Source organism: Desulfovibrio sp. TomC (assembly GCF_000801335.2).
GTDB lineage: Bacteria > Desulfobacterota > Desulfovibrionia > Desulfovibrionales > Desulfovibrionaceae > Solidesulfovibrio.
The window spans coordinates 1-14,919 of the sequence record NZ_JSEH01000020.1 but is presented as its reverse complement, the minus strand read 5'-3'; the positions used below and the strand labels follow the sequence as shown (position 1 = coordinate 14,919).

Sequence of the window (14,919 nt, the reverse complement as noted above, 5' to 3'; positions counted from 1 at the left end):
CAAGAGAGCTCCATGACATTTTGCCTCGGTATTACGGTAGAGGACGGCCTTGTCGGCATCGCCGACACGCGCATCACCTCCGGCAACGAACTGACGAGCGCCCAGAAGGTCTCCATCTATCAGAATGGGCATGGGGCTTTTTTTCTCATGACCTCCGGGCTGCGTTCTGTGCGCGACAAGACCCTGACCTATTTTGAAGAGGCGCTGGAGACCTGCGACAAGCCTTTTGACAAGCTCTACAAGGTCGTCAATGCCTTTGCCGCCGAGTTGCGCCGGGTGGCCACCGAGGACAAGGCCTTTTTGGCCGAGTCAGGACTGGGCTTCAACCTTCACGTCCTCATCGGCGGCCAGATGACGGCGGACGCCAACCACAAACTGTTTCTGGTCTATCCCGAAGGCAACTGGGTGGAGATCAACCAGGGCACGCCCTACCACATCATTGGCGAAGGCGGCTACGGCAAGCCGGTGCTCGACCGGACGCTCAAATATTCCGATCCGCTGCGTATGGCGCTCAAAGTCGGTTGTCTGGCCTTTGACTCCACCCGCATCAGCTCCTCGGACGTGGATTTTCCCATCGACGTGGTGCTGTACAACCGGGGGGGGCTTGAGATGGTGCAGCACCGCTACGAGAAGGAAGACCTGGCCGACATCTCCTCCTGGTGGCAGGAACATCTGCGCGGGTTGGTCCACAATCTGCCTTCGGAGTGGATCGACAATGTGGCTTCCAAACTCACCAAGGTGTGCGCGAAAACCGGCTGCCTGTCCGAGTCAAAGTAGACCGTGATCTGCCGTATCATGCACCGCACCCGCTACGACTACGGGTGTCGCGTCTTTTTGGAACCGCATCAGGTTCGACTTGTGCCGCGCGGCGACGCCAGCCAGCGGCTCCTGCGCTTTCATGCCGCCATCACCCCCGAGCCGGCCGGCCGGACGCTTGTGACCGATGCCCTTGGCAACACGGTGCTGATGGTCTGGTTTGTCGACACCACCGACCATTTTGCCGTGACCACCGAGGCCGTGGTGGAGACGTTGCGGGGCAATCCCTTCGACTATCTGGTGGAGACGCCCCGGGCCGTGTTGCCCATCCCGCTCACCCGGGCCGAAGCTGCCGTGGCTGCATCCTGCCTGGAGCCGGTGGCCGGGGAGCAACGGCGCACCTTGGCCCTGGCCGAACGCTTGCGCCAGGACGGCGCGGACACACCCCAGGATTTTGCCCTGGCCCTGCTCTCCTGGATCAGCGCCAATCTGCGCACCGGCGTTCGCCTCGAACCGGGTATTCTTGATCCCGACGCCGTCCTGGCCGCCGGGGAAGCCTCCTGCCGTGACCTGACGGTCTTCTTTATGGCCGCCTGCCGCCATGTCGGCATTCCGGCCCGGTTTGCCAGCGGCTATCACGAGGGCGATCCTGACAGCGACGAGCAGGATCTGCACGCCTGGGCCGAGGTGTGCCTGCCCGGCGGCGGCTGGCGGGGCTTTGATCCTTCTCTCGGCTTGGCCGTGGCCGATCGCCATATTGTGTTGGCCGCCTCGCCGCATCCTGACGACGCCGCCCCGGTTTTCGGGGCTTTTCGAGGTGACGGGGGGACGGCCCGCCTGACCCACGAGATTCGGCTTCAACTGTCGCAGCCCAACGAATAGCCCGGTATTAGAGGTTGGGTTTCGTGGCGGCTTGGAGTATCGTTTCTTGGAAACGAAACGGGGGCTGCATGAGTTTTTGCTGTCGTGCGTCCATGTGGCGTCTGCTGTTGGCCGTCCTGATCCTCTGTCTGGCTTGGGGGGGGAGCGCCCCGGCGCGGGCCGCCACGTCGGTCCTTGAGTTCACGCCTGAAGAAAAAGCATTTCTCGAAGCGCATCCGGTCATCCGGTTCAGCGACACCGACTGGCGGCCCCTGTCCATCTATGAAGACGGCCGGTTGCAGGGGCTTTTTCACGACTATTACAATCTGATTTCCCAGAAGACCGGTCTGGCCTTCCAGTTTGTCCTGGTTGGCGACGGCCATGATTTCCAGCAGGTCCTGGACGCTTTGCGCGAGCGGCGCATCGACATGATCGACGGTACGGGCAAGACGCCGGATCGGGCCAATTACGCGCTTTTTGTGGGACCGTTTTTGCGATTTCCCCTGGCGATCATGAGCCGCGACGACGCAGCCGTTTATTCCCTGGAATCCCTTGCCGGCAAGCGGGTGGCGGCGGGCAACGGCGGTACGGCTTACGAATACATCCGGGAGCACGGCAAGGGCATTGATCTGCTGCCGGCCAATGACGCGGCCGAGGCGCTTGGCCTGGTGTCAGTCGGCAAGGCCGACGCCGCCGTAGAAAATCTGGCCGTGGCCGCGTATGCCATTCGCGGAGCGGGACTGGCCAACGTCAAGATTTCCGGCCAGCTTGACTACAATTTCGAGATATTTTCCCTGGTACGCAAGGACTGGCCGCTTTTGGCCACTATTTTGCAAAAAGCCCAGGCGGCAGTGGACGATGCAGAGAAGGCCGCGCTTTTCGCCAAGTGGCTGCCGATCTACAAAGGCGCGACCCCAGCCGGCGCAGGCGCGTCTGCGGTCATGGGCAAGCCGGACGACGGCCGCACCGGCGTGACCCTGACCGATCGGGAGCGCGACTACCTCGGTCGCAAGAAGGCTCTGGCGTATTGTGTGGACCCGGACTGGGCGCCGATCGAGCGCATCGACGAAAATGGCCGGCATGTGGGCATTTCCGCTGATTTCCTGACACTTATGAGTGAACGTCTGGGCGTGCCCATGGTGCTTGTGCCGACGAGTTCCTGGAGCCAGAGCCTGGCTGCCGTGCGCTCCCGGCGTTGCGATTTTCTGGCCACTGCCGGCGAAACCAAGGAACGCCGCGGCTATCTGCGTTTTTCCTCACCCTATCTGCGGTTTCCCATGGTCGTGGCCACCCGGGCCAAGACGCCGTTTATTGACGATCCGGCCGGGCTGGCCGGCAAGACGCTCGGGGTGGTCAACGGCTACGCCAGCCTGGACATCCTGCGGGCCAAATACCCGGACATGCACCTGATGGAAGTGCCAAGCGTGTCCGAGGGCCTGCGCCTGGTGGCCGACGGCAAACTCTATGGCTACATCGACACCGTGCCGGCCATCAGCCAGGCCATCGCCAAGGACCACTTCAGCGATTTGAAAATCGCCGGCCGTCTGGAAGCCCAACTTGACCTGTCCATCGCCAGTCGGGACGATGAGCCGGAACTGGCCTCGTTGTTCCAAAAGGCCGTCAACGCCATATCCAAGGAAGAGTCCGACGCCATCATCAAAAAATGGGTGGCCGTCACCTTCGAGGAAAGCTTCGACTATACGAAGTTCTGGAAGGCGTTGGCCGGGGCGGCCCTGGTCTTTGTCCTGATCGTCTGGTGGAACCGCAAGCTCTCCCGGCTCAACCGGGCCATCCGCCAGGCCCATGAAGCCCTGGACGACGCCAATCGCGACATGGCGGCGCTGCTCGACAATGCCGGCCAGGGGTTTTTATCCGTTGATCGCGACGGGATGATTGCTCCCCGATACAGCCAGGAATGCCAAGTGCTGTTTGGCGTTGCTATCGCAGGGAAAAACGTGGCCGAACTGCTGTTTTCACCGGATACGGCCGAATGCCAGGCCATGAGCGTCAACATCAGGCGTCTCATCGACGAACCGGATGTCTACCGCCGGGACCTCTATCTGTCGCTTATGCCCAAGCAGGTGACCCGGGGCGAGCAGTCCTTGCGCCTGGGCTACCGTCCCCTGGAAGGGGGGCAGCTTATGTTCGTCATCACCGATGTCACCGGCGAGGCCCGCCTCAAGGACGCCGTGGCCCGGGAGCGCAACCGGCTGGCCTGCGTGGTGGCGGCGGTGCGGGAGCAGAACGACTTTTTTGCGGTGATCGACAGTTTTGCCGATTTCCGGCAATCCGGGGCCGCGTTGGTGGCCGCCGCTGCCGACGGCCGAGGGGCTCTGGATCGCGTGTACCGCCAAGTGCACACCTTCAAGGGACTCTTTTTGCAGCTCGAATGCGCCTTTGTGGCCAAGGCCCTGGACGCCCTGGAGACGCAATTGACCGGGCTTGGCCGGGAGGCGGTTTTGGACCTCGTCGCCGTGCAGGCCCTGCTGGCTGACCGGGCTGTGGACGAAGCCCTGGAAAAGGACCTTGACGTGGTGCGCGAGTCCCTGGGACCGGAATTTTTTAACCGTCGCGGCGAAATATGTCTCGGCGAGGAGTTGGCCGCCGCCCTGGCCTCCCTGGCCGAACGGCTGCTGACCCGGCTGGACGAGCTCCCCCTTGGGGCCGACGATCAGGCGGTGCTGACCGCAGCCCGCGATCTGCGCCATGTACCCATTGGCAAACTGCTGTCGGCCTATCCCCGACTGGTCGCCCGACTGGCCGCCGGCCGGGGCAAGCTCGTGGCGCCCTTTGGCGTGGAAGGGGATGCTGTCCTGGTTGATCCAACCCGGTTTGGCCCTTTGGCGAAATCTCTGGTACATGCCTTTCGAAATGCCGTGGACCATGGTCTGGAGACTCCTGACGAGCGCACGGCGGCCGGCAAGCCCGAGACCGGATCCGTGACCTGCCGCGTGCGGGCCGGGGACGGAAGCGTGACCATTGAAGTGGCCGACGACGGCCCGGGTGTGGATGTGGAAGCCGTGCGCTCGCGGGCCTTCGAGCTGGAATTGGCCGGAGCCGAAGAACTGGCGGCCATGGACGACCGGGCCATTTGGGAACTGCTTTTTTGTGACGGGTTTACCTCGCGCCGCACCGTCGGAGACCTCTCCGGCCGGGGCGTGGGACTGGCCGCCGTACGGGCCGAGGCCGAGCGCCTTGGCGGCAATGCTTCTGTAATAAGCCAGCCGGGCCAGGGAATGCGTCTGATTGTCACCGTGCCCCTGCCTGGCGCTCAGCGTCAAATTGATCGGGAGATGGTATGACCGAACACCTGGACGTGAAAGCCTTTCTGGACGCGCTGACGGCACGGACCAGTACTTTTTTTCTCGAAGAACTCGGTCTTGCCACCACAGAGACCGCCTTTCATTTCGATGATGTGCAAAAGCTTGATCTGCGCCACCTGACCGCCATTTTGAGCGCCACCGGCCAGCTGAAGCTCTATCTCGCCTACAGTTTCGATGCCTCGCTCATTGAAGCGGCCTTTGCCGCCTATACCGCCGACCTCGACATTGCCGAGGAGGAGCGCGAGGACGCCATGCAGGAGACCGCCGGCGACATTATCAACATCATCGTGGGCAATGCCCTGGCCGACGTGGCCAACAACGGCCCCTCCATCGCCTTGTCCCCGCCCATCATCATCACCGAGGCCAAGTCGGTCATGCGCCACCGCGGGGCGAAATTCGCCTCGGCCGAGCTGACCGCCGATGCCGGCGCTCTGGCCATCCATCTGATCGGCCCGGGTGAACTGTTTGACGACGCACTTGAGTATGTGAAGGAGTAAGGCATGAAATCCCTACGCATTCTGGTGGTGGACGATTCAGGCCTCACCGTGAAAAAAATGACCAAGCTCCTGGAAGACCTCGGCCACGAGGTGGCCGGCGTGGCCACCACCGGCCAACAGGCTGTGGAGCGCTTCGCCGCGGTGGCCCCGGACGTCACCACCATGGACATCACCATGCCGGATATGAACGGCATTGAGGCCACCCGGCGCATCCTGGCCGACCACCCCGGGGCCTGCATTATCATCGTCACTTCCCACGGCCAGGAACAAATGGTCATGGACGCCATCGAGGCCGGGGCCAAAGGCTATATCCTCAAACCCGTCAAACAGGAAAAACTGGCTGAAACCCTCGATACCGTTGTGGCCAAATACCTGTGATGCAAAGCGGCTCCATGCTCGAAAGCGCCCTGTTGCAAACGCACTTCGACGTCATCCCTTTCGGAATCTACGTCGTGGACGTGGCCACGTACGAGTTGGTCTTCATCAACCGCCACTACCGGGAGAGCCTTGGTCCAGTGGAAGGGGGGGCGTGTTACAAGGTCCTTTACGACAATGACGCCCCGTGTCTGCATTGCCGCATCCCGCAGGTGTTGACTGCCGAAGGGATGCCAAACGGCCAGACCGCCATCTACGATTACTATAACGAACGCGACGAGAAGTGGGCCCAGATCCAGGAAAAAGCCATGGGCTGGCCCGACGGCCGGGTGGTCAAATACGCCATTGCCGTGGACATCTCGCAACTCAAGGATACGCAGAACCGGCTGGCCGAGGCCCATGCCGAATTGGCCATACGCAACCGGGAATTGGCCAGACAGAATACGGCCCTGATGGCGAACATGGATTTGCGTGAGCATGTGGAGCGCATCGCCCGCCATGATCTCAAGGCCCCGCTGTCCGCGCTTATCGGCCTGCCCCAGGTGCTCCAGGAAAATTACGATCTGCCGCCTGAGGCGGCCCATATTGTGGGGCTCATTGAGCAGGCCGCCCATTCCATGTTGGATATGCTCAACCAGTCCTTGGTGCTCTACCGCCTGGAAACCGGCGCCTTCGTCCTCACCCCCCATCCTCTGGATATCCTGGATCTGGCCAGCCGCACCTGCGCCCGGCTTTGCGCCATGGCCATTTCCCGGGGACGCACCCTGGAGACGACTCTGTCCGGGGGCGCAGTGCCGGCCGGAGCCCGGGTGGAATACGCCGGCGACGATCTGCTCCTTGGCCCCATGCTGCAAAACCTCCTTGTCAATGCCCTGGAGGCTTCGCCGGACGGCGGTCGCGTGGCCGTGGATGTCCAGCCCGGACCGCAGGCCATCCGCCTTGTCGTCACGAATGTCGGCGAAGTGCCGCCGGAGATACGCTCCAGGATGTTTGACAAGTATGTCACTGTGGGCAAGCGGGGAGGGACCGGCCTTGGAGCCTATTCCGCCGCCCTGGCCGCCAAAGCCCACGGAGGGGACATCGCGCTTGACGCCGGCGTCCCCGGGCACACCACCATCATCGTCACCCTGCCTCGGGTCGGAGTCGCTGTCGCATGATGGAGAATGCCCTGTTTGAAAGCCATTTCGACCTGATCCCGTTTGGCATCTATGTGGTGGACGCGGCCACGAACTGCATCATCTACTGCAACAAGGCCTTTCACGAGCATTTTGGCAACCATATCGGCCGCTGTTGCCACCTGGCCCTCTATGAGCGCGAGTCGCCCTGTCCCTGGTGCCATCTGCCGGAGCTGATGACCGCCCAGGGGCGGCCCAACGGGCAAACCCGGGTGTTTGAGCATTTCAATGAATCCGATGACCGCTGGTACCAGATGCAGGTGCGGGCCATGACCTGGCCTGACGGGCGGGTGGTGCGCTATGCCATTGCCGTGGACATCTCCCAGCTCAAGGCCACCCAGAACCAGTTGGCCGAAGCCCATGCCACCCTTGCCCTGACCAATCTCGAACTGGTGCGCCTCTCCACCACCGACATGCTCACCGGACTGGCCAACCGCCAACATGTCGAGACCTTGCTGCTGGCCGGATTGGCTGGGAGGGCCGAGGAGGGGACCCCCTACAGCCTGATCATGCTTGATATCGACCATTTCAAGGCCATAAACGACCGTTATGGCCATCTGCGCGGCGACGCCGTGCTCCGGGCTTTGCCCGGGATGTTGCGACAAGGCGTGCCAACAGGGGCGACCGTTGGACGCTGGGGCGGAGAGGAATTCTTGGTCAGCTGCCCGGGGATGCGTCTGGCCGAGGCCTATGTCCTGGCCGAGAAGTTGCGTCTGGCCATAGCGGGGATTGATCTGGCGGAGGTGGGCGCCATCACCTGCAGTTTCGGCGTGGTCGAGGCCCGGACCGGCGACGATCTGGAAACCCTGCTGACGCGCGTCGATCATGCCCTGTATGCGGCCAAGGATCTCGGGCGCAACCGGGTCGAGACGGGCTGACCGGTTCATGCCTATTGCCGGCTTTACAGGCCGGGAAAAAGTCTTTACCGCCTGTCTTTCCGGTCGAAGCGTCCTGCGGCGGGTACGCCCGGCTCCACCTCCCACATGAAGGACGGCACATCATGGATGCCAGACTGGCCAATCCTGCACCGCTTGGCCTCATGGGCTTCGGCATGACCACCATTTTACTCAACATCCACAACGCCGGATGGTTTCCCATCGGCTCCATGGTCCTGGCCATGGGCATTTTTTACGGCGGCATGGCGCAAGTCATTGCCGGCATCCTGGAATTTCGAAAGGGGAACACCTTTGGCCTGACGGCCTTTGCCAGCTATGGATTCTTCTGGCTCACGCTGTGCGGTCTTATCATGCTGCCCAAGCTTGGCCTGGCCGAGCCCACCCCGGAGGCCTTTATGGGCTGGTTTCTCTTTCTCTGGGGCATATTCACCCTGTTTATGTTTCTGGGGACCCTGGGCGGCAACTTCGTGTTGAAATTCGTCTTCGGTTCCCTGACCGTGCTTTTTTTCCTGCTGGCTGCCCGGGACTGGCTGGAATCGGCAGCGATTGGCCGCTTGGCCGGCTACGAGGGTATCCTGTGCGGGGCCAGCGCTTGCTATCTGGCCATGGCTGAGGTGCTAAACGAAAAATACGGTCGCACGGTGCTGCCTGTGGGTTGAGCGAGGCCCCTGGCCGCTGCCGCCCGTGGATGCGCCCCTAGGCGGACATGTGCGTCGCCAAGCCGACACCCGTGGAAACGGGCGGTCGGCTTTCTTATTTTGTGGTGCGAACAGGATCTGCCGGCAGCGGGAGCTTGGCCTTGATGGCTTGCGCGGCGGCCTCCAGATGCTGTTTGAGGGCGAGAAACACCTCGTGGGCAGCGGAAGCATCATTTTCGCGCAGCATGATTTCCAGACGTCCGGCCAGACGACGGGACGATTCCGCTCCTACGGCGCCGGCGATGTTTTTGAGCGAATGGGCGGCCAGGGCTGCCTCGCTCCAGTTTTCCTTGTCGCTACAGAGACTGACCAGCCGCAGCTTGCGGGGATACTGGCGCAGGAAATCGTCTTCGATCTCCCGCAGCAGGTCCGTGTCGTCGCCCAGACGGCGCAACGCGGCCTGCGAATCCAATGCCGTCTCCGACTCGGCAACCGGGGGCGGGGAAACGCCTTGGCTGTCGATGCCGCCGGCAATGCGGCCCAGAAGTTTGTCCAGCGTCTTAAAATCCAGTGGCTTGGGAAGAAAATCGGTCATCCCAGAGTCCAAGCAACGCTCCATGAATCCGGAAAAGGCGTGGGCGGTCATGGCCACCACGGGCACGTGGCGGTTTTTCGGACCGGCCTGGCCGCTGCGCAGCCGCCTTGTGGCCTCCATGCCGTCAAGTTCCGGCATTTCAATATCCATGAGCACCAGATCAAACGTATCGTCTGCCAGATGGCGCAAGGCCTGCCGGCCGTCGGGAGCCACGGTTGTCCGGTGGCCGCGTCGGGATAAAAAGGTCGTGGCCACCTTGACGTTGACCGGGTTGTCTTCGGCCAGAAGAATGTGAAGAACTCTGGTGACCGGCCGTTCGGGCTCGGCCTGGGGTGCTGACTGGGGAGGGATGGCCAGGGCCGGGGTCAGAGGCAGGCGAACCCGAAACAGGCTCCCCAAGCCAGGGGTGCTCTGGGCTTCGATGACGCCGCCCATAAGCCGGCAGAGTTCCCGGCAGATGGCCAGCCCCAGGCCGGTGCCGCCGAAGTGGCGGGTTACGCTGGAATCGGCCTGGGTGAACATGTCAAACACTCGCTCCAGGCGGTCGGGGGGAATGCCGACGCCGGTATCGGCGACGATCAGTTCCAGGCGGTCCGGCTCGGCCAGGATACAGGCGCGCAGGCTGACGCTGCCGTGTTCGGTGAATTTAACGGCATTGCCGAGGAGGTTAATGAGAATCTGGCGCAGCCTGCCCTGGTCGCCCCGAATGTAGCGCGGCACGTCCGGGGCGATAACCAGGGACAGGATGAGTCCCTTGTGCAGCGCCTGGGGGCGCAGCGTGCGGGCCACGCCGGCCAGGGTGCGGCGCAGGTCGTAGTCCTCGGTGACCAGTTCCAGCCTTTTGGCCTCAATGCGTGAGAGATCGAGAATGTCGTTTATGATGGCGAGCAGGTTGCCGCCGGCTTCACGGACTGTTTCCAGGGCATCGCGTTGTTGCAGGGACAGCTCTGTGCCAAGGGTCAGCTCGGTCATGCCGATGACGGCGTGCAGGGGGGTGCGGATTTCGTGGCTCATCTTGGCCAGGAAATCGCTTTTGGCCCGGTTGGCGGTTTCGGCCGCTTCTTTGGCCTGGCGGAGTTCGGACTCGATGACCTTGACGTCGGTAATGTCGCGCACCACGGCAAAGTAGCGGCGCTCGTCTCCAAGGCCGGCCGGGTGGCGGTGTAGTCGCAGGGCAACGGGGAAAATGTGGCCGTCCTTATGGCGGTATTCCTTTTCAAAGACCTCGGAGAAGCCTCCGGCGTCGACTTCGGCCAGGATTTGTGCCTCGATGGGGTGCCAGGCTTCGGGGGTGATGTCCCGGTAGGTCATGGCCGAAAGTTCGTCTGCATCGTAGCCGAGCATGGCCCGAAAGGCCGGGTTGGACTCAACCAGCCGATAGTCGCTGGAGACCACGACGAACCCATCGTGCATGGAGTCCAACAGCAGTTGGTAGCGGGTCTGGGAGGCGATCAGTTTTTGTTCCGAACGCTTGCGGGCGGAAATGTCCAGCAGGACGCCGATAATGCCGGCTGGCGCGCCCGAGACGTCGCGGAACAACGACTTGAAGACAATGAGGTCGCGCACGGACCCGTCGCTATATTCCAAGGATGTTTCATATCCAACGGTGCGGTGTGGACTGGTTAAGGCCGCCTGATCCATTTCCGCGCACAGTCTGGCCCGGTCCGGATTTTCCATGGCATGCACGGTCTGGCCGATGATGACCTCGCGGGGCCGGATGTCGCGCGTATAGGGCGTATTGCAGCCCAGGTAACGGCCGTCGAGGTCTTTGTAAAAAAGCGGCAGGGGGATGGCGTCGATGAGCTCTTGGGTGAATTGGATCCGCTGACGCAATTTGTCGGCCATTGCGTCCAACGCCCGGCCAAGGTCGGCCATTTCCCCCTGACCGGCGGCGAGGCCGGAGCGGCGGTCAAGATCGCCGGCGGCCATGCCCTTGGCCATGGAGGCAAGCTGTTCGCCCGGGCGCAAGAGGAAAATCTGGTTGAACAGGTAGGCTGCCCCCAGGGCCAGGGCCACGGACAGGCCGAAAAAGAACATGTCGCGTTGCCAGGTCGTGGCCAGGACGGCGGCATGGATCGCCTCCGGCTGGCTCAGGCGGATATACAGGCGGTTCTCGCCGAGGGGGCCAACCGGGGAAAAAATGGCATGATGCTCTACGCCGTCCAGGCCAGGCCCGGTCCAGTCGATGGCTCGCGCTTCGCTCTTTAAGCGGGGCAGCAGGGCTTCGGTTCCGGGCACAGGGCGGCCGAGGGCGGCAGGGGTGCTCGGCCAGGCGGCCAGCATCAAACCCTTGTCGTCAAACAGGCAGGCCTGGGCCGCTTCCGGCATCCGGATACCGTTAAAAATGGCGGCGAACCAGTCCGGGCGCAGCACGACGGCGCAAACGCCTCCGAGTGTTCCCGCGCTGTCTTTCACGGCGTGGGCCAGGAGCAGGCCGGCCGGAACAGCCCCCTGGCCGGTCTGGTACCCGTCTATGGTCCGGTCGGGATTGTCCAGGGCCTGGGCCAGCCAGGAATGTGCGACAGGGGAGGGCGTTGCGTCGGAAGCGGGTGCTGCAGCCACCAGACTGCCATCGGGCGCTATGAGGAATAATTGGACAAAATTGGGGAAAATGTTTTTGGCGTCGGCGAATACCTTGGCGCTGGCGTCAGGCTCTCGCTGCGTGACCGGCTGGAGATGCGTCAGGCCGTTGAGCACTTCACTGGCGCTGGACAGCAGGGCCTGGGCATTGCCGGCGGCCAGATCGGCAATGCTGTGCATCCCGCTTTCGACCGCTTCGCGGGCCATACGGCGTTTTTCCAGGGAAGAGGCCACATGGAGCGCAATGATCGGGGCCAGCGTCAGCACAACAAGCCATAGCAATCGGGTGCGCAGGCTTCGAAGCCGTCGCCACGCCATGCCAAGTTCTCCCGGAAAAAATGAGCCGAAGTGCCAAAGGGCGAACACCGTCAGGGAATTGCCTAAAAGACTTCGGCGGGCAAAGCAAGGGCGGCAGCGCGATTCAGGCGGCCGGCAGGCAGTTTTGTCCGAGAACAAAGCCCCGGGACTGCAAGCGGTCGAGGATCTCTTCAGTCGCTCCCCGGCAGGCCACATAGGGCAGCACGAAACAGGCCTCCGGGCCGGGCACGGCATCCCAAGGCAGGACCGGCCGGCCGGCCACGCGTTTGCCCACCTTGTCGGGATCAATATCGAGCCAGGCCTCGATGACGATGCCGTGGTCCAGGAGTCGTTCGGCCCGGCGGCGGGTGATGCGTCCGGCCCCGGCCACGATGACCCGGGGATGGCAGGGATTGATCCGAGCCAGGAAGCGGGCCAAATAGCCGGCCTTGATCCGGAAGAAGGCCTCGGTATGGTAGCGGGAGTCAACCCGGGAAAGTCGTCCGGGCGGGTCGTTCCAGGTCAAGAGCGTCTGCGGCAGTTTATCCATGACCACGCCGGCCTCCAGCCAGCGTAGCCACAACTCGTAATCCTCGGGGAAATCGCCAGCCCGGTAGCCGCCGTGGCGATCAATCAGTTCCCGGCGAAACAGCACCGAAGGGTGGGGCAGGGGGGATTCCCGGAAAATGCCCAACCGGATCGCCTGATACGATGTCAGGCTGTTGCACCAGTCAATATGGGTCTGGTAGCCCTGGGCGGCCCGGGCATCCCCGCCAAAGGCCACCTGGCACGACACCAGCCCCACAGCCGGATTGGCGTCGAGGTGCCGGGCCTGACGCAACAGGCGATCGGGATGGCAGAGGTCGTCGGCGTCCATGCGGGCGATGGCCCAGCCTCGAGCTGCCGCAATGCCGGCTTCGAGGGCGGCGACGATGCCGCGGTGGGGGCGGGACAGCAGACGAAAGCGACTGTCGCGGCCGGAAAAGGCGGCGGCAACGGCGCGGGTGGCCCCGCCGTCGTCGGAACCGTCGTCCACGATGACGACCTCAAAGTCGTCCAGGGTCTGGCCGGCCAGACTGTCCAGGGCGGCGGGCAGGGTGGCGGCGGCATTGCGGGCCGGCAGGACAACGGAAATCATTCTGGGAGTGTAGCGAGATGGGAAATGGTGGGCAAGAAGCGGCAACTACCTAGTTTATCGAGGTATTCAATTTGTTTGTTTTGAGGCAAGCTGCATTGCTCTGGAGCATGGCATTTGATAGGATTATATATCGCCACCGGGGAGACGTATTACCTGCCATGTCCGACCCGAGAATCCTCCTTGTCTCCGATAATCCAAGTTTGGCTGCCGCTGTTGAGCGGCATTGCGGCATGTTGTCCGGGCTTGGGGCCGTGCAGATCCGTGATCCCGACGCCGCCGTGGCCTTGCTGGCCGCCGGGGATCGAGGCCTCGTGCTCCTGTGCGTCGTGGATCTGGCTCTGTCTGAAACGGCGGTGCGGGCATTGGCGGCAGCAGCGGCCAGCGGCGCGATTCCCTGGCTGGCCGTGGCCGAACGCTACCGGCCGCAGTTCCGCGATCTGGCCCAGGAACTGGACGCCATCGACTTTGTCGTGGCCGAGGCCGAGGACCCGCAGTCCGTGGCGCGGTTTGTGGACCGGCTGCTTAAAAACCGTTCGGCCCGCATCCTGGTGGTGGAAGATTCCGCTTTCATGCGGCTTTTTTTGCGTCGTCAACTGCGCCGTTACCAGTTTCGCGTCCACATGGTCGCCTCGGCGGCCATGGCCCTGGCTGTCCTCGAACAGCGCCCGGATATCACTGCCGTCATTATCGATTACGACATGCCGGAACAAAACGGCGTGGAGCTGACCCGCACCATCAGGCGGCGTTTCCGCCAGCGCGAAATCTGTCTCATCGGTATTTCGGGCAAGGCTCCCCGGTCCATTTCAGCGGAATTTCTCAAAAGCGGCGGCGACGACTACCTGCATAAGCCCTTTGAGCGCGAGGAGCTGTATTGCCGGGTGCTGCACGGCGTCGAGGCCGTGGAAAGGATGCTTGAAATCAAGCGTCTGGAGCGCCTGCGCCGGATGTTTCTGTCCATGCTGGCCCATGATCTGAAAAGCCCGGCCGGCGGGATCGTCGGCGCGGCCAATCTGATCCTCGACGGCGTATGCGGCGATATCGGGGGCGAAGTCCGGGAGATGGCGGCGGTGATCAGCCAGGCCGGACGCCGGCTGTGTACCCTGGCCGCCAACATGCAGGACCTCACCCGCCTGGAAACAGGCCACCTGGAGCCGGCGCTGGCGGCCTCGCATCTCGACGCCCTGATCATGGAACGGGTCAGGCTGGCCGAAGCCACGGCTGCCGGCAAGGGGATCCGGGTCGAGGCCCGGGTGCCGGATCTGCCGGTCATGCTGTTTGATCCCGACCTCATGGCCCGGTTGCTCGACAACCTGCTTTCCAATGCCATCAAGTTTTCGCCGGCGAAAAGTCTGGTGCGTCTCACGTTGTTCTTGGCCCAAAACGAGGTGGTGGTGCGGGTCAGCGATCAGGGGCCGGGCATCCTCATTGAGGAGCGGCATCGACTGTTCAAGCCCTTTGAACGCCTGTCGGCCCGGCCCACAGCCGGGGAAAAAAGCCTCGGTCTGGGGTTGGCCATTGCCGAAGGCATTGCCGTGGCCCACGGCGGACGCATTTGGGTGGAATCCGACCCGGGGCAGGGTGCGGCCTTCTGCTTTACCCTGCCCCTGATGCCGGCGCTGGATCAGTTCGACGCCTGCTCCTGCTCGTAGACGTATTCCCGTACAGTCACTCCCCAGGCCCGGGGCGTGCGGCCGATGGCCGCCGCCAGCTTGCTGTTGTCGAGCACCGAGTAGGGCGGGCGTTTGGCCTTTTGCGGATAGGCCGACGAGGGGATGGGCGTCACCCGGC

Annotated in this window: 12 protein-coding genes; 9 read left to right on the top strand and 3 right to left on the bottom strand. The window is 63.1% G+C overall.

Annotated features, from left to right (window positions below; all coding sequences use genetic code 11):
• The first annotated feature begins 12 nt into the window (after nt 1–12).
• The 8 genes from NY78_RS17015 to NY78_RS16980 all read left to right on the top strand — a co-directional run bounded on the left by NY78_RS17015 (nt 13) and on the right by NY78_RS16980 (nt 8,542).
• On the top strand, nt 13–777 hold the full coding sequence (locus NY78_RS17015; RefSeq protein WP_043638553.1) for a peptidase: 765 nt from the start codon (nt 13–15) through the stop codon (nt 775–777).
• A gap of 3 nt (nt 778–780) precedes the next feature.
• A complete protein-coding gene (locus NY78_RS17010; protein ID WP_053062255.1) occupies nt 781–1,638 on the top strand; it encodes a transglutaminase family protein in 858 nt (285 codons plus the stop codon).
• A gap of 68 nt (nt 1,639–1,706) precedes the next feature.
• Nucleotides 1,707–4,919, top strand: coding sequence for a transporter substrate-binding domain-containing protein (locus NY78_RS17005; RefSeq protein WP_047960258.1), 3,213 nt, complete (start codon nt 1,707–1,709; stop codon nt 4,917–4,919).
• The gene (locus NY78_RS17000) at nt 4,916–5,437 is read left to right on the top strand and encodes a chemotaxis protein CheX (protein WP_043638547.1); all 522 of its coding nucleotides are present in this window, start codon (nt 4,916–4,918) and stop codon (nt 5,435–5,437) included. Before NY78_RS17005 ends, NY78_RS17000 begins: the two co-directional genes overlap by 4 nt.
• A gap of 3 nt (nt 5,438–5,440) precedes the next feature.
• Nucleotides 5,441–5,815 carry a response regulator gene (locus NY78_RS16995; RefSeq protein WP_043638545.1) on the top strand — a complete coding sequence of 125 codons (375 nt, stop codon included), beginning with the start codon at nt 5,441–5,443 and terminating at the stop codon, nt 5,813–5,815.
• 14 nt (nt 5,816–5,829) lie between these two features.
• Complete coding sequence (locus NY78_RS16990; RefSeq protein WP_231584029.1) at nt 5,830–6,969, top strand: PAS domain-containing sensor histidine kinase; 1,140 nt, start codon at nt 5,830–5,832, stop codon at nt 6,967–6,969.
• Nucleotides 6,966–7,865, top strand: coding sequence for a sensor domain-containing diguanylate cyclase (locus NY78_RS16985; RefSeq protein WP_043638540.1), 900 nt, complete (start codon nt 6,966–6,968; stop codon nt 7,863–7,865). The genes NY78_RS16990 and NY78_RS16985 overlap by 4 nt, the downstream gene beginning before the upstream one ends.
• Nucleotides 7,866–7,987: 122 nt before the next feature.
• Nucleotides 7,988–8,542, top strand: coding sequence for an acetate uptake transporter (locus NY78_RS16980; RefSeq protein ID WP_043638537.1), 555 nt, complete (start codon nt 7,988–7,990; stop codon nt 8,540–8,542).
• Between the two features lie 94 nt (nt 8,543–8,636).
• Here NY78_RS16980 and NY78_RS16975 read toward each other — a convergent pair whose 3' ends face one another.
• Both NY78_RS16975 and NY78_RS16970 read right to left on the bottom strand, forming a co-directional pair.
• Nucleotides 8,637–12,014 carry an ATP-binding protein gene (locus NY78_RS16975; protein WP_043638534.1) on the bottom strand — a complete coding sequence of 1,126 codons (3,378 nt, stop codon included), beginning with the start codon at nt 12,012–12,014 and terminating at the stop codon, nt 8,637–8,639.
• A 103-nt stretch (nt 12,015–12,117) separates the two neighbouring features.
• On the bottom strand, nt 12,118–13,131 hold the full coding sequence (locus tag NY78_RS16970; protein ID WP_043638530.1) for a glycosyltransferase: 1,014 nt from the start codon (nt 13,129–13,131) through the stop codon (nt 12,118–12,120).
• Nucleotides 13,132–13,289: 158 nt separating this feature from the next.
• Between NY78_RS16970 and NY78_RS16965 the strand changes: the two genes are divergently transcribed.
• Nucleotides 13,290–14,780 carry a hybrid sensor histidine kinase/response regulator gene (locus tag NY78_RS16965; protein ID WP_043638527.1) on the top strand — a complete coding sequence of 497 codons (1,491 nt, stop codon included), beginning with the start codon at nt 13,290–13,292 and terminating at the stop codon, nt 14,778–14,780.
• On the opposite strand, the gene NY78_RS25585 is transcribed toward NY78_RS16965, so the two are convergent.
• Nucleotides 14,753–14,857 (bottom strand): hypothetical protein, encoded by a 105-nt coding sequence (locus tag NY78_RS25585; RefSeq protein WP_231584030.1) that lies wholly within the window; start codon nt 14,855–14,857, stop codon nt 14,753–14,755. The two genes, NY78_RS16965 and NY78_RS25585, sit on opposite strands and share 28 nt — an antisense overlap.
• Between the last annotated feature and the right edge of the window lie 62 nt (nt 14,858–14,919).